Source organism: Ureibacillus sp. 179-F W5.1 NHS, assembly GCF_045369345.1.
GTDB classification, from domain to species: Bacteria; Bacillota; Bacilli; order Bacillales_A; family Planococcaceae; genus Ureibacillus; species Ureibacillus halotolerans.
The window spans coordinates 123995-144811 of sequence record NZ_JBIQFG010000002.1 but is presented as its reverse complement, the minus strand read 5'-3'; the positions used below and the strand labels follow the sequence as shown (position 1 = coordinate 144811).

Here is a 20817-nt window from a genome sequence, read left to right as displayed (position 1 = left end):
GATTTATGATTGGACAACTTTTTCTCCTCCTGTTGCGTACTGCATAATGATCTCTTGTGTCATTTGTTCTTTCTTAACTTCACCAGTTAACTTTCCTTCTTGCATAACAATAACGCGATCCGCCATACCGATAACTTCCGGTAATTCAGAAGAAATCATCAAAATAGCTACTCCCGCTTCTGCTAATTGATTAATAATATGATAGATTTCTTTTCTTGCACCGATATCTACTCCGCGAGTCGGTTCATCTAATATTAAAATATCTGGTTCTGTACCGAGCCATTTAGCAAGTACTACCTTTTGTTGATTCCCACCGCTCAAAGACTTCACCCTTTGATCTGGACCAGAAGTTCGAATTTTTAATTCTTCGATATATTTTGCAACCATCGAATTTTCTTTCGTTTGATTGACAATGCCTGATGAAGCACATTTATTAAGGTTTGTTAGCGTAATATTTTCTTTAATCGAAAAATCTAAAACTAATCCTTGTGTTTTACGATCTTCTGTTACAAACCCGATACCATGTTTCATAGCATCGATGGGCGACTTTATATTCACTTTTTTTCCATCAATTAAAATATCCCCACTACTAGCCTTTCGATAACCAAATAGAGTTTGAGCTACTTCTGTGCGACCAGCTCCCATTAAGCCAGCAACACCAAGTACTTCACCTTTTCGTAATTCGAAGGAAAGGTTGTGGAATAAACCATTGACAGTTAAGTTTCGTACTTCTAATTTCGTATCACCGATGACACTTTTTCTTACCGGGAAGCGTTCCCCAAGCTGGCGACCTACCATCATAGCCACAATTTCATCAAAATTCGTTTCAGGAATATTCCGAACCCCAACATATTGACCATCACGTAAAATCGTAATTCGATCGCAAATGGCAAAAATCTCTTCCATACGGTGGGAAATATAAACAAAGGAAATCCCTTTCGCTTTTAACTCACGAATCGTTTGAAATAAAGTTTCAATTTCCCGATCCGTTAGTGCGGCAGTCGGCTCATCCATGACAATTACTTTCGCATTACTTGCAATTGCTTTTGCGATTTCTATAATTTGTTGTTTCCCAACGGATAAGTCTCCAGTTCGAGTTTTCGGATTTATGTTCAATCCTAATTTTGAAAGTAATTGAGTTGCCTCTTTTTCCATTTGACGAGTTTTTAAAATACCGGTTTTCCCGTATGTTAATTCTTTTCCAAGAAATAAATTTTGTGCCACTGTTAAATCGGGCAACATATTTAGTTCTTGATGGATAACAATAATTCCAAGCTTTTCTGCATCTTTAGGTGATTTAAAATTGACTACTTGTCCATCTACTTTGATTTCACCGGCATCCTTTGTATAAATACCGCTTAAAATCTTCATCATCGTTGATTTCCCAGCACCGTTTTCACCCATCAATGCATGAATTTCGCCATCCGCTAATTCAAATTGCACATTATTTAAAACAACGTTTCCACTGAATGCTTTTGTAATGCCAGACATTTCAATCATGCAAAATCACCTACTTTTATTTTTCAACTTTTATTGTGTCCTTTAAAAAATAACGCCACATTGTAAAATCACATTGGCATACGGAGTTGTTTCTCCTGTCCGAATGATTAATTTCGCCTCTTTAGTTAGCTCTTTGAACTCTTCATGGGTTACATAGGAAATATTTGATAAGCTACTTGCTACTTCTTTTGCAACCTTTTCATTATTCCTTTGAATCTCTTCCGCCAATACCGCTGCTTCAACAATCAAGTCATCTAAAACGACTTCTAAAATGGAGAGGAATGTTGGTTCGCCTAATTTATAAGCCAAATCGATACACGGTACCTCTTTCGGTATTGGCAATCCACAATCGGCGATAACAATTCGATCAGTATGACCTAATTTAGCAAAATGTCCAGCTAATTCTCGATTTAAAATGCCATGTCTTTTCATTTCATTTCCTCCAAACGGATCATTACATCCTCTATTCGAGGCATACCACCTTGAGCTCCAAACTTTTCAACTGAAAGGGATGCAGTTATGTTTGCAAATCGTACGGCTTCTTCAATTGATTTTCCTTCTATAATGGCATGGGCAAAGGCACCGTTAAATGTATCTCCAGCGCCTGTTGTATCAACGGCCTTCGTTTTATAACCAGCTATTCGAATAATTTGATTCCCATCAAAGTAGGCTGCCCCTTCTCCACCTAACGTGACGATTATTTTATTTGGGTATTGTTTTAAAACGGTTTCATAATCTTCGCCAAACATAACTTCACACTCAGTTTCATTCGGTGTTAAGTAGGAAACTTTATCGATCCACTCTTGTTTAAAATTAGCGGCAGGTGCTGGGTTTAATAAAACAGGAATAGCCAAATCCTCACAAACTTTCAGCACGTACTCAATCGTTTCAACAGGAATTTCTAACTGCAACATGACTAAGGCACTTTGTTTAATTAACTCCAAATTGGCATCGATCATCTTTTGATCCACATCAAAATTGGCACCTGGAACGACAATGATACGATTATCATTGTTATGCAATAATATATTGGCAATCCCCGTTGAATTGTCCGTTTTTTGAATGCCGTCAACATGAACATTTTCATTTTTTAAATTCATATAAAGTTCTTTACCAAAGGCATCTTTACCTACCGCTCCAATGATTTGTACATCACTTCCAAGTCTAGCAGCCGCCACTGCTTGATTCGCACCTTTTCCACCTGGAATCGTTGTAAATAAATTTCCTAATACCGTTTCACCTTGTTTTGGAAAAATAGTTGTCTGGATAGCAATATCCATATTGATGCTACCAATTATTGTAATCATTTACGTTCTTTCCTTTCGAGTTGTTTCTCGCTCTATAAGCTTCGGATTAATACATACGGATGTATTTTCCAATGGTTTACCTTCTATTTGATGAATTAACATTTTCGCTGCAGCTTGACCTAATTGATAAATATTTTGTGCAACCGTTGTTAAACTCGGAGATACAACTTTCCCCATTTGTATCCCATCAAAACCTACAATTTGAATATCTTCAGGTACGGATAAATTTAATTTATGAATCGCTTTTAACGCACCTATTGCTGATGCATCACTACAGGCAAAAATACCATCGATAGTCGGATTATGTTTTAAATAATCGAAAATAATTGTTTCGGCTGTTTCAAAATCATAGGGACTTTCAATAATATGTGAATCAATTGGGTATTCTTTAATTATTTCTTGAAACCCTTCAACTCGTAATTTAGAAGAGCGAATTTCCTTTGGACCGCCAACACATAACAATGAAGTCGCACCTTTATCAATTAAAAATTGTGTAGCTAGCTTTGCACCTTCTATATTATTCGTTGTAACAGTCGGTATATTGATTTCTAATGGTCTATCTAAAGCAACCATTGGAATTTTTAATTTTTTAAAGTTCGTTCCTTGATCAAAAATAGAAGTCAGTATAATTCCTGCTACATATTTATTTGTCAAAGTTTGAAAATAATGTTTTTCCTTTAATTCATTTTCATCCGAATTACACAATATGACAGTATAACCATATTCAAAGGCAGTATCTTCTACTGCTCTAGCTAACTCGGGGAAAAAGGGATTTTTAATATCTGGAATAATAAGTCCGATAATATCCGATTGTTTTGTTGAAAGCGACCGTGCTACTTCACTAGGGACATAGTCTAATTCTTGAATCGCTTTTTTTATCGCTTCTCTTGATTTTTTCCCTACGTATCCGCTGTCATTTAAAAATCTAGAAACCGTCGCAACCGATACTTTGGCAAGTTTTGCAACATCACTAATCGTCGGCACTCATCATCACCCATTTCAAAAAAGTAAAACACAATATGGTATCGGTTACATATTTCATAAAAAGAAAAAACCATATGTAATCGGTTCCATCTTTTATTTTATCGTAAACCATTCCATATAAAATATCATTTAAAACTTTTTATAGTATGTCACATTTGAACCGTTTAAGCTATACTAAAATTTCAAATTCAACAAAATGTCATATTTTAATAGTGTAAAAAACCCTTTATAAACGTGATAAAATCAATATTTATTGATATCTAGAATGAGAAAAATATTTTTATAAAAAATCCGTACAATTGAAGAGATTTAAGTTGCATACAAAAAGAGGAGCACCTTTATAGATGACTCCCCACTATATTATTTGGAATTTTTCCTTTTATTTGTAATGAAATATGTTATAAAAATAATCATTAATGCACCTAATGATAAACCGATAATGATTGAAGTGGCTGTTATTCCCCCGTCTCTATCGTTTTCATTCAGGTTTACAATTTTTGCAGGTTTTTCCCCTTCACCTAGTTCATGAATGTCAGCTGATGCATCAACTAAAGGAGTTGTTCTTGAACAACTAATTACTTTCTTTTTTCCATTCTCATTATCACCATATACTAAATAGTCTTCATTGGCTGTAAATGAAAAACCGCAACTCGCTGATTCCCGCTCCGTAAAGACGATTACTTCCGTTTCATCTATCCCTTTCCACGTCTCATTCACTTTGAGATGAATTTCTAGTAAATCGGCAGACGATTTTATAATAGCGTGTTCATTTGGATCCATAATACTCTTTACCTTTCCTGAAAAAACAAAGTCCCGTCCATTTAATTCCTTTTGTGGAGACTCTGGTTGTACACAGGAACATGCATAACTTGACGTTCTCGTTAAATTGAATAGAAACGAAATGGCTAATAATGAACAAATGAATATTTTAAACTTCATCAATATGGACCCCTTTTTACCATTTGACTTAAAAATTAGTTGGAAGTTACATGAAAATTTAGATTTCGTTTAAAAAAACATGGTATATTGGAATAAAATTTCCAACGAGTGAGGATCTAACATTATATATTTTAATTAGTATAACTCTATTATTTGGCTTCTATTTGTACATTTACTTTACACAGAAGAAAAAGATTAAAAAATGATTGAAGCGGAGTGGAAAGAAAAAAGGATACTTTCTTCTCAAGACAATATAAAATCTATTGCTACTTATTGGATGATGCGTAGTAAAAATTCAAACTATATTGGAGTAGTTACGTGGCGAGACTTATCAATGGACGATGTTTTCTATAAAATCAACTATACCCAAACCTATGTAGTTCTATAAAGTGAAGAAAATCATGGAAATCATTTGTTTTCTTCACTTTTACTATTTTAGGAATTATAAATCCTTTGATAATCGAATCATATCTTTACATTGAATTCCATTTTCATAGATTTCTTCTTCATAATGTTTAACAAAAAAATCTATCTCTATATTAACGATTCGAAAACCACATTTTTGATAAAGGGCTAATTGATTAATACTTGAATTTCCTGTACCAAGTTCAATTGTTTGATAACCCATTGATTTGGCCACCTGTATGGCATTTAATACTAATTGTTTTCCTATTCCTTTACCTTGTTGTTCTTCAGAAACGGCAACATTAACTAATTCTACCGTTTTAGGTCTTGTTGGGAGTAATACATAAACACCTATAATCTTTTCCCCACTGTCCGCTACGAAACAATATCCCCGTTTTACATAATCATGAACTAGCTCTTCAGAAGGATCGGCTAAAAGCAACAATTCCATAGGTGCCTGTTCTCTTTCATTCAATTGCCTAATCTTCATGTCATCACCTTTATTATTATGAATAAAAAATTTTTATTAAATAACCTATTATCTTATTATACAAAATAGTATTTTCTTTAATAGCAGTTTGAATGAAAAAATGACTCCCAATGGAAGTCATTTTTTCAAACTATCCCTACTATTTCGTTAGTGATGTTACAATATCATCTACAATTTGTGAATTCGCAATTGGTCCTGTATATAACCAAGCTGTTTCTGCTGAGAAGGAGAAAACATTACCTTCTTTAACCGCCGGGATTGTATTCCATAAAGCATCACTTACCGCGTTTGGATTTTCAGTATTATCACTATTGATTAAGAATAGGTAATCCGCATCTAATTCTACTAATTTCTCTAAAGAAACGGCATTCCAACTTGCTGTTCCGCTAGCAGAAATTTCTTCTACTACAGGAGGCACTTCTAAGCCTAGATCTTCATACATTACTGCACCACTAGATAATTTGTCAGAAACGATATAGTAGCTTCCCCCTACTAACCAAATAGCCGCTACTGAAGGTTTCCCTACTGCTTTTTCTATTTCAGCTTTAGCAGTTGCTACTTTTTGATCATATTCTTCTAAAACTGCTTGAGCTTCTTTCTCTTTACCAAAAACTTCACCAACGACTTTCAATTCATCGCGCCAGTTATTATCATTTTCTTTACCAACTACATATGTAGGGGCAATTTTATTATATTGGGCGTATTTATCTCCTTCTACCATAGAAGCAGAATCCATTAAAATTAAATCTGGTTCGAAGCTTTGTACTGATTCAAAAGGTAAATCGTGAGGAATCGTAGGAATATCCTTTAACTTATCTTGTAAATAATTTTGGATGCTTGCTCCATCTCCTACACTCCATTGGGCTACTGGCGTTATACCTAAAGCGACTAAATAATCTTCTAAATAAGAAGCAATGACACGTTTTGGTTCATTCGGAATGGAAACCTCGTTTCCTAACGCGTCTGTAACGGTTCTTGTTTCGGATCCGGTTGTTTCAGTCTGCTCCGTTTTTTTTGTCGTTGTATTGTCTTCTGAACTTGAAGAGTCATTTCCACATGCTGCTAATGATAATGCTAATAAGCTAGCACAAATTAACCCTACTTTTTTCTTATTAAATAAGTGAATTGACATTTTCATCCTCCTAAAAATGTGATATAATTCGACATTGATAATCATTCTCATTAAAATTACAGTAATCAAGAACGATTGTCAATATGATTATGTAGGAGTTTTTTTGAAATGGCTGAAAGAAATCTATTTATTAAAATTGGAAGTTTTTTAATCGGACTTATCATCATTCTATTAGCAGTCATTCTTTCCATTCGTTTCGGTGCTAATGACATCACCTATTCTACAATTTGGAAATCTATATTTCAGTATGATGCTTCCGATTCAAATCATATATTGATTCATCAACTAAGAATTCCAAGGGCAATTGCTGCCATTTTTGTAGGGGCTGCCCTTGCAGTTTCAGGTGCGATTATGCAAGGAGTTACTCGTAACGCTTTAGCTTCCCCTTCTATTATGGGCGTTACTGCCGGAGCAACATTTTTTGTTGCGATCGTTTTTGCCATTTTCCGTGACCCTTCTTATTCGGCCATTGTTATCGGTGCTTTAGTAGGTGCAGGTTTAGGTGTTGGTCTTGTATTTCTATTTACTTCTATTGCAAAAGGGGGCATAACCCCTGTTAAATTAGCATTAGCTGGGTCAGCCATTACATCCCTATTAAGTGCCTTATCTACCGCTATAGGTTTGAAATTTGATATATCAAAAGATATGAGTTATTGGTATGCTGGTGGACTTAGTAGTATTCAACCGATTCATGTTCAAATTGCTGTTCCGCTCATTTCCGGAGGGATTATTCTTGCAATCCTTCTTTCTCGTTCTATTTCAGTTGCAAGTTTAGGGGATGAAGTAGCAAAAGGACTTGGGTTAAAAACGAACTTTGTTCGAATACTCAGTACGATTGCCGTACTCATTTTAACAGGAACAGCCGTATCAATTGCAGGAATGATTGGATTTGTCGGATTAATTGTTCCCCATATCGTTCGAATCATTGTCGGTGTTGATTATCGATGGATTATCCCTATGTCCGCAATCTTTGGAGGCGCACTTTTACTTGTAGCTGATATTGTAGGTAGGGTTATTAATGATCCCTTTGAAACGCCTGCAGGAGCTGTCACTGCACTAATAGGAGTTCCATTTTTCTTATATTTAGCCCGGAAAGATGGGAGAGGTTTATAATGCAAATATTAAAGAAAAAAATCCCTTTCACCCTTTATATCAGCAGCTTACTCGTACTTATTCTTGTCATGATATTTATTAGTATCAACGCCGGATACATAGAAGTTCCTTTTCAAAATGTACTAAAAACCTTCATTGGACAAGGAACCGATTCTGATGAGTTAACAATAGTTAATTTTCGATTACCTCGTATTATAATGGCCATATTAGTCGGAGCTGGTATTTCGGTTTCTGGTGCTATATTACAAAGCATTTCAAGAAATCCTTTAGCTGACCCAGGAATTCTTGGCATTAATTCCGGTGCAGGATTTATGGTTGTGTTCTATATGTTTTTCATTCAAGGAAACGTATTTTATCAATCTTGGGTTTCGGTGTTTTTAATGCCCTTAATTGCACTCTTTGGTGCTTTTAGCGCTGCGCTCATTATTTATTTGCTAGCGTGGAAAAAAGGGACAATAAAACCAACGCGAATGATCCTTGTCGGCATAGGTGTTAATGCAGCTTTTAGTGCCGGATTAACCATCTTTCAATTGAAAATGGAACCAGCCGATTTTACAAAAGCGCTCATTTGGATATCAGGAACGATTTGGGGGTCTACTTGGACCTATGTATGGGCCATCATTCCATGGTTAATGATTCTTATACCATTTGTAATTTATAAATCTCGTACTTTAGATTTGTTAACATTAGGTGAAGTGCCTTCCATTGCGGTCGGTATATCCGTAGAAAAGGAACGACGACTACTGCTATTTGTTTCCGTAGCGTTAGCAGGCGCTTGTGTAGCGGTTGGTGGTGGTATAACGTTCGTTGGACTAATCGCTCCCCATATGGCACGAAAACTTGTTGGAGCAAGCCATCGTCGAATTATTCCGATTAGTTTATGTCTAGGAGCATTATTAGTTTTAGTAGCAGATACAATCGGACGGGTACTATTAGCCCCTGTTGAATTGCCAGTAGGTATTGTTATTTCAGTTATTGGTGCCCCTTATTTTATTTATTTGCTGTTATTTAAACAATAAGAAGGTAAAAGCCGCTTATACCTTTTTTGGAGTAAGCGGCTTTCATTTTCATAAATGATTATATCAATAGATTTGTTGAGTAATCGATTTTCCCACTTTAAATAGAACAGGAATGAGACTTAGCAATACGATACCAACAATGATTGTTGATAAAATTAAACCGGTAATCGTTATTTCGTTTCCTTGAATAAATCGAAGGATAATCAAACTATTGATGGGTATGTTCAATAATACTCCAGTTACAACACCAGGTGCATATCGTTTTAATAAAATTGTCGCAAGCAAATGAGGAAAAATAGCATTCACTACCATAGAACCGAGGAAACCAATTAAAATATATTTAATGAAAGTCAAATTTGGGTAACACAGATAAAGGAAAGAAGACAAATATGCTAATGAAGTTATGACAATTACTGCAAAATGAAATTCATTTTTCCCAACTGGTCTATGAAATTTAGAACTATGCTGGGACCAAGTTGGTAACCATAATGCTTCTTCTAAATTATGTAATGTAATGGCAAATAAAAATAAAATGATAAAATCTTCCAACATACCCCTCCTTTCTATCTACTTACAACTTAAGTATTTTCTATCCTGAAAACTGCTTAAAAATAGAGATTATTGAATATCCTAAAAGAAAGTTGAAAGAATTTATACAATATATTTTTACGAATTGTACAGTTCTATTCCTCATTTTTCCATTTCATTTATTTACGAAAATGTCAAAATGTTGACACTATTTTTATAATAATGTATATTTTAATTCGTAACAAGCTTCATAATAAAGATGCCATTACTATGGAATAGGAGGAGAACGCCTCTATGCACCAAGGAAAAGTGAAATGGTTCAATAACGAAAAAGGTTACGGTTTTATTGAGTGTAACGATGGTGAAGACGTTTTCGTTCACTTCACTGGCATTAAAGAAGAAGGATTTCGTACATTGGAAGAAGGGCAAGCGGTATCATTCGATATCGTAGAAGGTAACCGAGGCCCCCAAGCTTCAAATGTTGTTAAATTATAGAGAGATGGGTACCAGTCAAAATATGTTGACTGGTTTTTTATAATTTTTCATTAAAAGAGCTGGTTTAGTATTCTTAACTAAACCAGCTCTTTTCCCATTTATTAACCGTACATATTTGGTACAATTTCTTTTGGTATCGGGTTAATATATGTATCTTTTACTTGTTCTTGTAGCTCTTTTTTCGCTTGCTCAATTAATTCAGGGTTTTGTAAAAGCTCTAAACCAGTTAGTGCCATTACTTTACTTGCATAAATCATCCCTTTATGGGCAAGACCCGTTTTACCTTGAGAGACAAGCTGCCAACTATGAAGCGGTGTCCCTAGTACAAAACAAGTTGCAAAAAATTGGGCAGTTGGTACGACCCAACTTACATCTGCTACATCGGTAGAACCTGCCATTGACGCCTTTGACTTTTGGTAAGGAACCACTACAGGATAAAATACGGATTCGCTCCCCTTTTCCTTTACCACTGGGTTATCTTCAGACATCGTTTTAATTTCATCCAAGGCACTAGAAAATTCAGCTGGACTAATCGTTTCAGCCATTTTCCTCGCATACTCCAATTCAGCCTCATTATACGTAGGTAACCCTACTAACTGTAATTTTTTATAAATAATTTGGTTGATCGTATCATTAGGGATATAATTCGAACATGCTTTATCAAATTTTACTTTTACTTTCGTTTCAGTCATTAATGCAGCGCCCTCTGCAATTTTCACAATTCGTTTATAAATCTCATCTACTTCTTGAATTGTATTAGCACGGATTAAATATAAAACTTCAGCTTCCGCTTGAACGACATTTGGGGACATCCCACCAGAGTTCGTAATCGCATAATGGACTTTTGCATCCTTCGAAATATGTTCCCGTAAATAGTTCACCCCAACATTCATTAATTCAACCGCATCTAATGCACTTCTTCCTAAATGGGGAGAATTTGCTGCATGGGAAGCGATCCCTTCAAACTCAAAATATACTTGATAGTTTGCAAGGGAAGAAAAATTAAATACACTTGTAAAAGAGTTCGGATGCCAAGTTAATGCCACATCGACATAATCAAATACCCCTTCACGGACCATAAAGGTTTTACCTGAGCCACCTTCTTCGGCAGGGCATCCGAAGTAGTGAATTTGACCTTCGACTTCTCCTTTGTCAATTAACTCCTTTAATACGACAACCGCTCCTATGCCAGCTGTGCCAAGTAGATTATGACCGCAACCGTGACCATTTCCACCTTCAACTAGCGGTTCTCTTATCGGACTGCCTGCTTTTTGACTTAACCCAGGGAGGGCATCATATTCACCTAATATTCCAATAACCGGACCTTCTGTACCATATTTTGCAACAAAGGCCGTGTCGATGCCACCTACACCCATTTCAATTTCGAATCCGATTTGACGTAAATAGGTGGTGAATACTTTAACAGATTCTGTTTCTTTAAAACGGGTTTCAGGATGTTCCCAAATACGATCAGAAAGATGAATCAATTCCTTTTCATATTGGTCATATAGATTTTCAACCTCTTCTACTATGTTAGCCATTCTCTTTCATCTCCTCATAAATTTTGAATGGCACGTTTAACCAAATTTCAAGGGCTGCAAGCATATCATCTTCTTCAATATCAAATTTTTCGTGATGATGATCTGCAGCTAACGTTGTCCCAATAATGGAGTAACATGCTAATCCACCTTGTTCTTGTACATGCTTCATTAAAAACGTTGCATCTTCAGAACCGGAATTAAATTCTTTATACTCGACAATCTCATGAATCGCCGATTGGAATTTAGCCGTTTCCTTTAACGTTTTGGCCAATTTTTGATCTGAAGGAATATTTAACGCATATCCTACTTTTTCTACTTGAATGTCAACATCATACATTGCTCGTATCCCATTGAAAATCTCTTGAACACGTTTTTCATAAAAGTCATGAATCGCTGTTGTTTCTCCGCGAATTTCCAATTCCATTTTTGCTAAAGACGGGATAATATTACGTCCACTTCCAGCTTGTAACGTTCCGACGTTCACACGTGCTACCCCTTCACTATGGGGAGGCAAACTATGTAATGCGAGTGTTGCTTGAGCACTGGCTAACAAAGCATTTTTTCCTCTTTCAGCATTAATTCCCGAATGGGCGGCAACACCTTTAATCGTTACATCAAATTTCGATGTCGCTAAAAAACCATCTACTCCTGCAACAAATGTCCCTTTTGGTACACCCGTTCCAATATGGAGGGCAAATAAATAATCAATATTTTCTAACAATGGAGAAGAAACGATAGCACTTCCTCCCCTTACACCTTCCTCTGCAGGTTGGAAAATAATAATGAACTTTCCACGAAGCATTACTTTTCTTTCCATTAATTGTTGTGCCAACCCTAATCCAATTGTTGCATGACTATCATGACCACAAGCATGCATAAACCCTTCATTTTCAGAACGGAAATTTAATTTTTCAGGCATGTGATCTTCATCTGCTGATTCAAGAATAGGAAGCGCATCTATATCGACACGATAAGCAATCGTCGGTCCTTCAATACCTGTGTCGAAGGTAGCTATCACACCGGTTTTACCAGCCTCCATTTTTTCTAACCATTTTGATGAAACATTACTTTGTACCGCTTTTTGATAAAATGCCTGTTCTAATGATTGATTTGGTACACCTAATGAAATACCGTTAACAATCTCTTTCCCTACATATACATCATATCCCCAAGATTTGAGTTTTTCGGCGATTATTGCAGAAGTGCGGAACTCTAACCAACCTGGTTCAGGAAATTTGTGAAAATCCCTTCTCCATTCTTTTAAAACTTGTAAATAATCCTTTTCTAACGTAAGAAAATTCATGAACGTCATCTCCTATTTTAATAAGTAGTGAACACCCGGACCAATTGGAATATTAAACATTACAAACACTAACATTAAAAGAATCCATGCAATTAAAAAGATAATTGTGTATGGAATCATCAATGACATCAATGTACCTATTCCTGCTCTTTTGTTATAAATAAGCATGAAACCTAGTATTATCGCAAAATATTGATTTAATGGTGTTACCATATTTGTAGATGATTCCCCAATACGATATGCTAATTGAACGAAGGCAGGATGATAACCTAATAACATAAAAGTCGGTACGAAAATTGGAGCCACAAGGGACCATAGGGCAGATCCACTAATAATAAATAAACTTAATACAGCTACAAGCAATGTGAATAACACGATTGCAAAGACATTTGTTAAATTAATAGCCGTTAGAATGTTAGCTAAATGGACTGCCATCCACGTAGCGATATTCGTCCAGTTAAAATATCCGATAAATTGGCCAATCATAAAAATTAAAACGATATAGCTTGAAAGATCGCGAATCGCCTCTGCCATTAAATTCGGAACATCAGCTATTTTCTCAATTTTTTTAACTGACATACCGTATGTAATACCTGTTACTAAGAAAAATGCAAAAAGAATTGGTACTATACCTGATAAAAATGGTGAGCGTAATAGTGTACCGTCATCGTTTAATAACGGTGAATTCGGAATAAACATTAAAACTAATATGAACCCGATAAATAATAAAGCAGCGATTCCTGTATTACGAAGAGCTTTGTTTTCTAATGGTGTCAATTCATGTAAATCGGCTTTCTTTTCTCCATTATATGTACCTAAACGGGGTTCCACTATTTTATCCGTAACGATCGCACCTAAAAAAGCTAATAAAAATGTAGATGCGCTCATAAAGAACCAGTTATCTAATGGTGAAACGACCATCTCACTATCAATTGACTTAGCGATTTCTGTAGTAATACCCGAAAGTAAAGCATCTGTGCCGGCAACTAAAATATTTGCCGTAAAACCGATTCCGGCTCCAGCTAGTCCAGCTGCTAAACCTGCTAACGGATGTCTTCCTAGTGATAAAAAGACTAAAGCAGCTAAAGGAGGAATGACTACAAAGGCTGCATCAGAAGCAATATTTCCTAAAATACCGATGAATACGACCATAAAGGTTACGATTCGTTTAGGGGTTTTGATAATTGCCTTTGTCATTAATGCAGAAAATAGTCCTACTCGTTCAGATAAACCAATACCAAGCATCATTGTTAACACTAAACCTAATGGTGCAAAACCGGTAAAGTTTGTTAGCGTATTACCTAAAATATAGCGAACGCCTTCTTTTGAGAGCAAATTGTTAACCGCTACCGTTTCACCCGTATTAGGATGAATAACAGAGGCATTCATAACGCCTAAAATAAATGAAATTGCAACGAGAATAAGTGTAAGATAGAAGAAAAGCATAAATGGATGGGGTAATTTATTACCGATTTTTTCAACAGTGTTTAAAAATTTGTTGAAAGCACCATTTTTGGCAGTTTCTATTTCCTGATGATTGTTCATATTTTTACTTCCCCCTTTTTATTTTTGGACTATTTTTTACAATGTCTTTAAATTAGGTTAAAATATTTTGAAAATTACCACAATAGTGACAACGGAGGATATTAAATGTATAACGTATGCGTCTTTTCGACTAAATATTCATACAGATGGTTAAAAAATTGTGAAACGATTCAAATTGATAATATTAATCTGCAAATCTTCTTTTATGAAAATTTAGTTGATTTAGAAATGGCATTTTTAGAAAAAGTGAAAACCTTTGATGGAGTTATTTTCAGTGGTCAAATTCCTTACTTACATATCCAAAGAAACCTTCCTGACCATTTTTCTAAAGTACCATGTGCCTATTTTGACATTTCTGAACGAGATTTTTATTTTAAAATCGCAGAAATCCAATATAAATATCCGGATTTCTCTTTTAAACATTGCATCATTGATTTTTTATATAAAGAGAATAATTATTTAAGATTAAAGGAAATTATATCGCCAGAAGATTTCCCCTACTTACTTGGGGATACGGTGGAAGTTTTTGGACATCCGAATGCGTACGATGTCGTCTATGAAGCCCATTCAAAACTTTGGGAGGAACAAAAAATTCGTTTCTCTTTGACTCGGTTAACGAATTTACATTCCTTTTTTGATGATCAAAATATAAATCTTATTCTTGTCACACCTACTTTAGAAAGTATGAAGTCGACCATTTTAGAATTGTTAAAAGAAATAGAAGTAGCTGATTTAATGAACAGTCAAGTCGTTGCAGGATTTTTAGAATTTTCCATGTCTCAAAATGATCCTACTGAAATTGAATACAGGCAAATTGCTCTTTACAAAGCAATTTTAGACTTTAATCGAAAATTAGGAATTTCATTAATTACATATAGAAGTGCTATCCACTACGAATTAATAACGAACTACAAAGACTTTTTATTGATAACAAATCATCAAGAAATGTGTTCCCTTGTTGAGTTTTTAAGAAATCAATTGTCCTTCAAAGTAAAAATTGGTTGGGGAATCGGTAAAACATTACAAGAGGCAAGAATACAAGCAGAGAAGGCAGCAACCTATTGTACTGGTTCACTTACAGAGGCTTATATTTTAACGAAAGAAAATCAACTAATCGGACCACTGGATGGCAATGCTACTGCTACGATGAACGATTTTGATAACGAAAAATTAGTAAAAATTGCGGAAGATACGAATATATCCCTTCTCCATTTACAAAAAATTTATAGTTTAGTTTACAAGCTGAAACGCGAGGCGATAACAGCTGAAGATTTGAGTATCCATTTATCTGTTTCCATTCGCACTGCCAATCGATTGTTAAAACGACTAGAAGAAACGAACTATGCGACTTCCATAACAAATAAAGTTACAAAAGCAAAAGGACGGCCAAGCAAAATTTATCAATTGAATTTTTAATTAGTAAAAGAGCATGGATACCCATGCTCTTCTCACCAATTTTATTTTAATTCAACTCTACGCTTCACTTTAACGTACAGGCACAAACCCAGTTTTTTCTAAAATTTCTTGTCCCTGTGAGGATAAAATCCATTCAATAAATGGTTCTACATTTGGATTATCAGTACCAGCTGTTACAATATAAAATTCTGTTGAAAGGGGATAAGTTCCATTTTGAATCGTTTCTTTTGTCGGTGCTATGCCATCAATTTCTAACAATTTAATTTGGTCATTCTTAACCATTTCCTTCACATAAAAACGGAAAGTATAGCCAATTGCATTATCATAATTTCTATAGTTAGCAACCTCTTCAATAATGTCTCCCATGCCAGAAGCAACATTTTCTGTTGGTGCCTCCATAATGGCCTTATCACCCATTAAACGTTGCAACGCCGATTGGGAACCACTATCTTCAGGACGTTGAAATGCTCGTATCGAATCATTCTTTCCTCCAACATCTTCCCAATTTTTCACTTTACCCGAATAAATATCTTTTATTTGATCTATAGTCAATCCGTTGATTTGATTCTTTTGATTCACAAAAAACACAAACGCTTCGCGACCAATTGGCGTCATTTCAAGTTCAAGTCCCTTATTCTTCGCTACTTTTTTCTGGGAATCAGATGGAGCAGCGACAAAAATCATGTCTACTTCTCCATTAAATAATTTCTCGTAAGCATTAGGGGTTTGATTGACCATCACTTCACTGAAATAAGGGTCATAGTCTTTTTTAGGAAATGTAGCTTGTACGAAGGCAGAATACAAAGGATAAAGAGCAGTAGCTCCATCAATTTTCGGTAAGTCATCTGTTACTTTGAAAGATGATTCCTCCTCTAACGTTGCTATTCTTCCGTTTTCAGAGAACGGTATATATTGATAGATATCAACTTCCATATTTCCAATGATTTTTGAACTATCATATGCACGGTAGATTGGTTGAATAGATGCAATGATAATAGCGATTATTGAAATCGATATAAATACCCTTTTCCTTTTTTTCGTCTTGAAAAAATGAGACATAAAAAAAACAAACAGTAAGTAAAGTATACAAGCAACAACAACAATCAATCCTATATAATATATTTCACCTGATAATAAAGTAAAAATTACTACGATAAACGTAACAAAAACCATGCAAATAAACAAAAAAATAGCGTTAATCATGACACATAACCCCTTTTAATAAACACCTGCTATAAGTGAAGCCCTCATACTCACTTCGTAAATTTGTACAACCCGCACTCTAATTGAACCATCTTTTCTTCTATAGCACCTGAAATGACAACTTGATCAATATTGTTGCGTTCCCCTTCTTCCTGGAGGTTTTCATAAAAAGTAAAGTTACAATTAGACGTTCGTAATGTAATGCATGAATCATTTTTTTCGATAGCAAATCCGAAAACGTCCGCCCATTTTTGTGGGATTTGTAAATCTTCCACCTGATAGACTACTTCTGATATGCGAAGATCGCCTAAAGGGTGGTTTCCGATAGTACCCCTTTTAACTAAATCATCCAAACGAGCCTCATCCGTTTCTTCCCATTGGATTAAAAACGGCCATTCTACTATCGTGTTTTCTTCACCTATATGTAATAGTTTCCAAGTTAAAACCGAACCATCAGGACGTGTCCTTGAGAAGGTTTCCGGTCCACAAACGACTAACCCTACTTGTCTTAACCGAAGAGCGTCTTCTTCAATGGAATTTGTTCGTAGCGCCATACGTGTGAAGCCATTGCTCCTATTACTCTTTTTATAAGTTTCATGTAAGGTGTAAGGTTCTTCCGCCGCCCTCTCAAATAACTCGTTATTAAAGATCCCGATGAATTCTATGTACGTTAACCCAAAGTAACATAACGTGTTATAAGTTCCCCACATTTCATGTTTACCGCCATTAACTGTATAAAGCCCGATTTCCTTCGTTTGATCGATAAGATATTCAGGTTTTTCTACAAAATGTACAATATGATCTAATAAGTACATAACGAACTCCTTTCCATATCAATAAAATGAAATTGACGTCTTTTCCTCAGTACCGGCCTCACTTACATCTTGATCCCACCCTTTACTTACATCTACCCAAGCAATAGTGCTCGAATATTCTTCTAATTCATGGCAAGTTAACTCGATTGCGGAATGATCATGACCACATGCTGGGAAAACCGTAGAAAATCGTTGTAAAGATTGATCTAAATACACTTTCAAATCCTTAGCCAATCCAAAAGGACATACACCGCCAACCGGATGTCCCGTTTGCTCCTCTACTTCATCGGCATTCAACATTTTAGCCTTCATATTAAATTGATTCCGAAATTTTTGATTATCAATCTTCGCATCGCCTGCAGTAACAATTAATAAGCCATTTCCCTCTTTATCTTTAAAAGATAATGTTTTGGCGATTCTGGCAGGATGAACATTTAATGCTTCGGCAGCCTGTTCCACCGTCGCACTAATTTTATCAAATACTAAAATATCTTGTGCACGATGAAATTTCTCTAAATGTTCTTTTACGCTTTGTAATGACATTGTATCCGTCCTTTCAAAGATTTTATTTTAGAATATACACAGAAATTTCTGAAATCAAATGATAAAATAGACTAGAAATACTAGTCTATAAAAGTTAATTGTCCGCTAATAATTCAATTAGCTTTTTAGCTGTTTTTTCTTTTCCCTCAACTTTTAATACTTCCCCCTCTTTTGAGATGATAAAGTGGGGTTCTTCTACTCCATAAAGAGAGTTAGAACTGTTGGCAACCATATATTCTGCATTGGAAGATTCCATTCTTAACTTAGCTCGCTCGATTAAATAATCAACATCATCCGTTGCCTCTAATTTAAAACCAATTAATGTTGTGTTCGGCGACCAACCTTTAATTTGACCTAATACTTTTGGTGCTTTTTTAAAATGAATAATTGGTGGTTCATCTGAGGGCATTTTCCCCTTTTCTTCTAACAAATTGCCGGATTGGTCATATACTTTATCGATTACCCAATCGGAACCAGCAGCAGCCATAATAACGAAATCAATGACTTCCCCTTGAACAATTGATTTTATTTTTTCAGCTAAATCTTCTATCCCTTCAAATAAAACTGTTCTCATTTCCGATACATGTTGGGGGAGATTAGCAAAATAGCCGTGCATATAAATAACTTCTGCCCCTGCCGCTAAAGCTTCTTCTGCAAGAAAACAACCCATCGTTCCTTTGGATAAATTTGTATGTCCACGCACCCGATCCCATTTTTCTAATGTACCACCACTTGTAATTAACACTTTCTTACCTTGTAATGTTTTCAACCGTATCACCTAATTTTATTGTAGTTATTATATTGATTTTATCATTTACTATATTGCCATTATATATGAATCGTTGCCTATAAGATATATTTCGGTTTTATATTAATAAACACAAAGAAAATCTATTATTTGATTCAATTTAATAGATTTTAATTCTATTTTTTCCATATAAAACATATAAATAATAATAAGTCCGATATTTCAAATAGTTTAAAATAAACTTTCATTTTTCATCGGATAGTAATTTTCGATATTATTATGAATGCATAGTAATAAATATAAAATTACTAAACCATGTAACTATTCAACTAGATTTTAAGAAAAGGAAGTGTTCGTATGGTAGGACGTAACGACCCATGTCCATGTGGAAGTGGAAAAAAATACAAAAAGTGTTGTGAAGGTAAAGAACAAGTTACTACCGAACAAGTGTTTTTAGAAGAAATAGAACAAGTTCTTCAAACTTTTTATAACATATATCCCGAAAGAAAAGATGTAAAAGATTACTTAGATATTGTAAAAGAATGGTCGCCCCAATTAGAAACCCACCTACAGCGTGAGTTAATCGAAGCGGTCGCCCTTGACGACTTCTTCTTCCATAAACGATTAGATATTTGGACAAATTATATTAAACGTACGATGAAGAAAACGATTCGTCCAGCGATTGTGGAGTTATTGAATCAATGGCAACAGCCGAAAATGTTTATCGGAGAAGTAGAAGCTGTAGAGGAACGATATTTTAAAGCGGTAGGATCGATTACAAATGAACCTATTTTTATTCGTCGTGAATCAAACCGCGTTATACCGGAAGGAATGCAAGTTTTCGCCTTTTTACTACCAGATGGTTCAAAAAAAGAGAACCATTACTTAGCGGTGTCGACATTGATTTTCTTCCCAACAAATTATAAACAAGCCTTTGAAAGCTTTGCAAAAACATATGATCAATCGAACGGAACAGTTGAGCAATTTTTACAAAATAACCATCTACAATTTTGGACGAATCTCGTTGCTTCAGGGTATAGCGGCGAAGAATATACTTCTTTCGAAATCGAAGTCGTGGAACAAGCGAAACAATTTTTAGAGGAACGTCAAATTGAAGCGAACCAATTATTAGAACAATTGGAGGATTATTTAGTTGTTAAAAAACCAAAAGCTAGAAAAGCTGCGGCAATTGCAGCGGGTGCTATTCGCTTCGGACAAGAAAAGGATCTTTTCCATGGCACAACATTTACGATAAAAGAAATTGCTGAATACTTCGGCGTATCTTCCTCTTCATTAAATAAATATTATCAAGAACTTCTTGAATATAATACAGTGCTCATTTAATTCGAGACGAATTGGTCCTATAGGATGGATAGAAACCTATAGGACTTTTTTGTATCTCGATCCCAACCATCAACAAAAAATCGTCCCCAATTTTCGGAGACGACCTCTAATTGAAAAATTTATTTACATGTATATAAATGAAAAGAAAGTTTCATTATTGTTCCCCAACTTTACTTCTTCTCATAAATTTTCATTAATTCATTCCCTAAAAATTGTAATTGTTCCCCAACAGAACATTGTTCAATACAAAAACGATGTGCACCTGATTTTCCCCTCTTATTGCGTAAATCCCGTTTAATTGGACAATCGTTGCAATAAGTATCGGTTAATTCATCAATATCTTTTATTACAGTATTTTTATTCACAATACTCCCCCTTTACACAACGTTTTCCTATTTTACTACTATCATTTTTCATTTGTCAAAGTGAAGGCTACTTTCATCATTA

General features: G+C 35.1%; 21 protein-coding genes. 5 read left to right on the top strand and 16 right to left on the bottom strand.

All coding sequences use genetic code 11. From position 1 onward, the window contains the following. Nucleotides 1-3: 3 nt before the first annotated feature. The 7 genes from ACH0B5_RS01995 to ACH0B5_RS01965 form a co-directional block, all read right to left on the bottom strand. Nucleotides 4-1500, bottom strand: coding sequence for a sugar ABC transporter ATP-binding protein (locus ACH0B5_RS01995; protein WP_122970976.1), 1497 nt, complete (start codon nucleotides 1498-1500; stop codon nucleotides 4-6). 42 nt (nucleotides 1501-1542) lie between these two features. Continuing rightward, the gene (rbsD, locus tag ACH0B5_RS01990; RefSeq protein ID WP_122970975.1) at nucleotides 1543-1932 is read right to left on the bottom strand and encodes a D-ribose pyranase; all 390 of its coding nucleotides are present in this window, start codon (nucleotides 1930-1932) and stop codon (nucleotides 1543-1545) included. Next, nucleotides 1929-2807, bottom strand: a complete 879-nt coding sequence (rbsK, locus tag ACH0B5_RS01985) for a ribokinase (protein WP_341362020.1) — start codon at nucleotides 2805-2807, stop codon at nucleotides 1929-1931. The genes rbsD and rbsK overlap by 4 nt, the downstream gene beginning before the upstream one ends. Beyond that, nucleotides 2808-3791 carry a LacI family DNA-binding transcriptional regulator gene (locus ACH0B5_RS01980; RefSeq protein ID WP_122970973.1) on the bottom strand — a complete coding sequence of 328 codons (984 nt, stop codon included), beginning with the start codon at nucleotides 3789-3791 and terminating at the stop codon, nucleotides 2808-2810. Nucleotides 3792-4151: 360 nt separating this feature from the next. Continuing rightward, entirely contained in the window at nucleotides 4152-4730 is a 579-nt protein-coding gene (locus tag ACH0B5_RS01975; protein WP_122970972.1) for a hypothetical protein, read from the bottom strand. Between the two features lie 442 nt (nucleotides 4731-5172). Next, nucleotides 5173-5625, bottom strand: a complete 453-nt coding sequence (locus tag ACH0B5_RS01970; protein ID WP_122970970.1) for a GNAT family N-acetyltransferase — start codon at nucleotides 5623-5625, stop codon at nucleotides 5173-5175. Between the two features lie 139 nt (nucleotides 5626-5764). Then, nucleotides 5765-6757 (bottom strand): ABC transporter substrate-binding protein, encoded by a 993-nt coding sequence (locus tag ACH0B5_RS01965; RefSeq protein ID WP_174232644.1) that lies wholly within the window; start codon nucleotides 6755-6757, stop codon nucleotides 5765-5767. Between the two features lie 108 nt (nucleotides 6758-6865). On the opposite strand from ACH0B5_RS01965, the gene ACH0B5_RS01960 reads away from it, so the two are divergent. Together ACH0B5_RS01960 and ACH0B5_RS01955 are read left to right on the top strand one after the other, a co-directional pair. Further along, complete coding sequence (locus ACH0B5_RS01960; protein ID WP_122970969.1) at nucleotides 6866-7870, top strand: FecCD family ABC transporter permease; 1005 nt, start codon at nucleotides 6866-6868, stop codon at nucleotides 7868-7870. Further along, entirely contained in the window at nucleotides 7870-8889 is a 1020-nt protein-coding gene (locus ACH0B5_RS01955) for a FecCD family ABC transporter permease (RefSeq protein WP_406927330.1), read from the top strand. Before ACH0B5_RS01960 ends, ACH0B5_RS01955 begins: the two co-directional genes overlap by 1 nt. A 63-nt stretch (nucleotides 8890-8952) precedes the next feature. Here ACH0B5_RS01955 and ACH0B5_RS01950 read toward each other — a convergent pair whose 3' ends face one another. Then, nucleotides 8953-9441, bottom strand: a complete 489-nt coding sequence (locus ACH0B5_RS01950; RefSeq protein ID WP_406927329.1) for an HXXEE domain-containing protein — start codon at nucleotides 9439-9441, stop codon at nucleotides 8953-8955. A 270-nt stretch (nucleotides 9442-9711) separates the two neighbouring features. Between ACH0B5_RS01950 and ACH0B5_RS01945 the strand changes: the two genes are divergently transcribed. Continuing rightward, a complete protein-coding gene (locus ACH0B5_RS01945; protein WP_122970966.1) occupies nucleotides 9712-9912 on the top strand; it encodes a cold-shock protein in 201 nt (66 codons plus the stop codon). A 101-nt stretch (nucleotides 9913-10013) separates the two neighbouring features. Here the strand turns inward: ACH0B5_RS01945 and ACH0B5_RS01940 are convergent, their stop codons facing one another. From ACH0B5_RS01940 to ACH0B5_RS01930, 3 genes are read right to left on the bottom strand one after another with little or no spacing between them, the layout of a single operon-like run. Continuing rightward, nucleotides 10014-11453 (bottom strand): M20 family metallopeptidase, encoded by a 1440-nt coding sequence (locus tag ACH0B5_RS01940; RefSeq protein WP_122970965.1) that lies wholly within the window; start codon nucleotides 11451-11453, stop codon nucleotides 10014-10016. Then, entirely contained in the window at nucleotides 11446-12756 is a 1311-nt protein-coding gene (locus tag ACH0B5_RS01935) for an amidohydrolase (protein WP_406927328.1), read from the bottom strand. The genes ACH0B5_RS01940 and ACH0B5_RS01935 overlap by 8 nt, the downstream gene beginning before the upstream one ends. Before the next feature lie 12 nt (nucleotides 12757-12768). Continuing rightward, nucleotides 12769-14301 carry an AbgT family transporter gene (locus ACH0B5_RS01930; RefSeq protein WP_122970963.1) on the bottom strand — a complete coding sequence of 511 codons (1533 nt, stop codon included), beginning with the start codon at nucleotides 14299-14301 and terminating at the stop codon, nucleotides 12769-12771. A 105-nt stretch (nucleotides 14302-14406) separates the two neighbouring features. Between ACH0B5_RS01930 and ACH0B5_RS01925 the strand changes: the two genes are divergently transcribed. After that, entirely contained in the window at nucleotides 14407-15717 is a 1311-nt protein-coding gene (locus ACH0B5_RS01925; protein ID WP_341362016.1) for a helix-turn-helix domain-containing protein, read from the top strand. 69 nt (nucleotides 15718-15786) lie between these two features. Here the strand turns inward: ACH0B5_RS01925 and ACH0B5_RS01920 are convergent, their stop codons facing one another. The 4 genes from ACH0B5_RS01920 to ACH0B5_RS01905 all read right to left on the bottom strand — a co-directional run bounded on the left by ACH0B5_RS01920 (nucleotide 15787) and on the right by ACH0B5_RS01905 (nucleotide 19047). Then, on the bottom strand, nucleotides 15787-16920 hold the full coding sequence (locus ACH0B5_RS01920; RefSeq protein ID WP_406927327.1) for a PstS family phosphate ABC transporter substrate-binding protein: 1134 nt from the start codon (nucleotides 16918-16920) through the stop codon (nucleotides 15787-15789). Nucleotides 16921-16970: 50 nt separating this feature from the next. Beyond that, nucleotides 16971-17735 carry a VOC family protein gene (locus ACH0B5_RS01915; RefSeq protein WP_406927326.1) on the bottom strand — a complete coding sequence of 255 codons (765 nt, stop codon included), beginning with the start codon at nucleotides 17733-17735 and terminating at the stop codon, nucleotides 16971-16973. Between the two features lie 18 nt (nucleotides 17736-17753). After that, a complete protein-coding gene (locus ACH0B5_RS01910) occupies nucleotides 17754-18278 on the bottom strand; it encodes a YbaK/EbsC family protein (protein ID WP_406927325.1) in 525 nt (174 codons plus the stop codon). Nucleotides 18279-18372: 94 nt separating this feature from the next. After that, complete coding sequence (locus ACH0B5_RS01905) at nucleotides 18373-19047, bottom strand: phosphopantothenoylcysteine decarboxylase domain-containing protein (protein WP_406927324.1); 675 nt, start codon at nucleotides 19045-19047, stop codon at nucleotides 18373-18375. 336 nt (nucleotides 19048-19383) lie between these two features. Here ACH0B5_RS01905 and ACH0B5_RS01900 point away from each other — a divergent pair, with 336 nt between their 5' ends. Next, nucleotides 19384-20370 (top strand): SEC-C metal-binding domain-containing protein, encoded by a 987-nt coding sequence (locus ACH0B5_RS01900; RefSeq protein WP_122970958.1) that lies wholly within the window; start codon nucleotides 19384-19386, stop codon nucleotides 20368-20370. 170 nt (nucleotides 20371-20540) lie between these two features. Here the strand turns inward: ACH0B5_RS01900 and ACH0B5_RS01895 are convergent, their stop codons facing one another. Further along, a complete protein-coding gene (locus ACH0B5_RS01895; protein WP_122970957.1) occupies nucleotides 20541-20735 on the bottom strand; it encodes a zinc-finger domain-containing protein in 195 nt (64 codons plus the stop codon). Between the last annotated feature and the right edge of the window lie 82 nt (nucleotides 20736-20817).

Bases quoted from the DNA above. Each gene is read 5' to 3' on its own strand.
- ACH0B5_RS01960 (WP_122970969.1), top strand. From the start codon at position 6,866: ATGGCTGAAAGAAATCTATTTATTAAAATTGGAAGTTTTTTAATCGGA.
- ACH0B5_RS01950 (WP_406927329.1), bottom strand. From the start codon at position 9,441: ATGTTGGAAGATTTTATCATTTTATTTTTATTTGCCATTACATTACAT.
- ACH0B5_RS01995 (WP_122970976.1), bottom strand. From the start codon at position 1,500: ATGATTGAAATGTCTGGCATTACAAAAGCATTCAGTGGAAACGTTGTT.
- ACH0B5_RS01910 (WP_406927325.1), bottom strand. From the start codon at position 18,278: ATGTCATTACAAAGCGTAAAAGAACATTTAGAGAAATTTCATCGTGCA.
- ACH0B5_RS01915 (WP_406927326.1), bottom strand. From the start codon at position 17,735: ATGTACTTATTAGATCATATTGTACATTTTGTAGAAAAACCTGAATAT.
- ACH0B5_RS01900 (WP_122970958.1), top strand. From the start codon at position 19,384: ATGGTAGGACGTAACGACCCATGTCCATGTGGAAGTGGAAAAAAATAC.
- ACH0B5_RS01935 (WP_406927328.1), bottom strand. From the start codon at position 12,756: ATGAATTTTCTTACGTTAGAAAAGGATTATTTACAAGTTTTAAAAGAA.
- ACH0B5_RS01940 (WP_122970965.1), bottom strand. From the start codon at position 11,453: ATGGCTAACATAGTAGAAGAGGTTGAAAATCTATATGACCAATATGAA.
- ACH0B5_RS01975 (WP_122970972.1), bottom strand. From the start codon at position 4,730: ATGAAGTTTAAAATATTCATTTGTTCATTATTAGCCATTTCGTTTCTA.
- ACH0B5_RS01920 (WP_406927327.1), bottom strand. From the start codon at position 16,920: ATGATTAACGCTATTTTTTTGTTTATTTGCATGGTTTTTGTTACGTTT.
- ACH0B5_RS01925 (WP_341362016.1), top strand. From the start codon at position 14,407: ATGTATAACGTATGCGTCTTTTCGACTAAATATTCATACAGATGGTTA.
- ACH0B5_RS01970 (WP_122970970.1), bottom strand. From the start codon at position 5,625: ATGAAGATTAGGCAATTGAATGAAAGAGAACAGGCACCTATGGAATTG.
- rbsD (WP_122970975.1), bottom strand. From the start codon at position 1,932: ATGAAAAGACATGGCATTTTAAATCGAGAATTAGCTGGACATTTTGCT.
- rbsK (WP_341362020.1), bottom strand. From the start codon at position 2,807: ATGATTACAATAATTGGTAGCATCAATATGGATATTGCTATCCAGACA.
- ACH0B5_RS01955 (WP_406927330.1), top strand. From the start codon at position 7,870: ATGCAAATATTAAAGAAAAAAATCCCTTTCACCCTTTATATCAGCAGC.
- ACH0B5_RS01930 (WP_122970963.1), bottom strand. From the start codon at position 14,301: ATGAACAATCATCAGGAAATAGAAACTGCCAAAAATGGTGCTTTCAAC.
- ACH0B5_RS01945 (WP_122970966.1), top strand. From the start codon at position 9,712: ATGCACCAAGGAAAAGTGAAATGGTTCAATAACGAAAAAGGTTACGGT.
- ACH0B5_RS01965 (WP_174232644.1), bottom strand. From the start codon at position 6,757: ATGTCAATTCACTTATTTAATAAGAAAAAAGTAGGGTTAATTTGTGCT.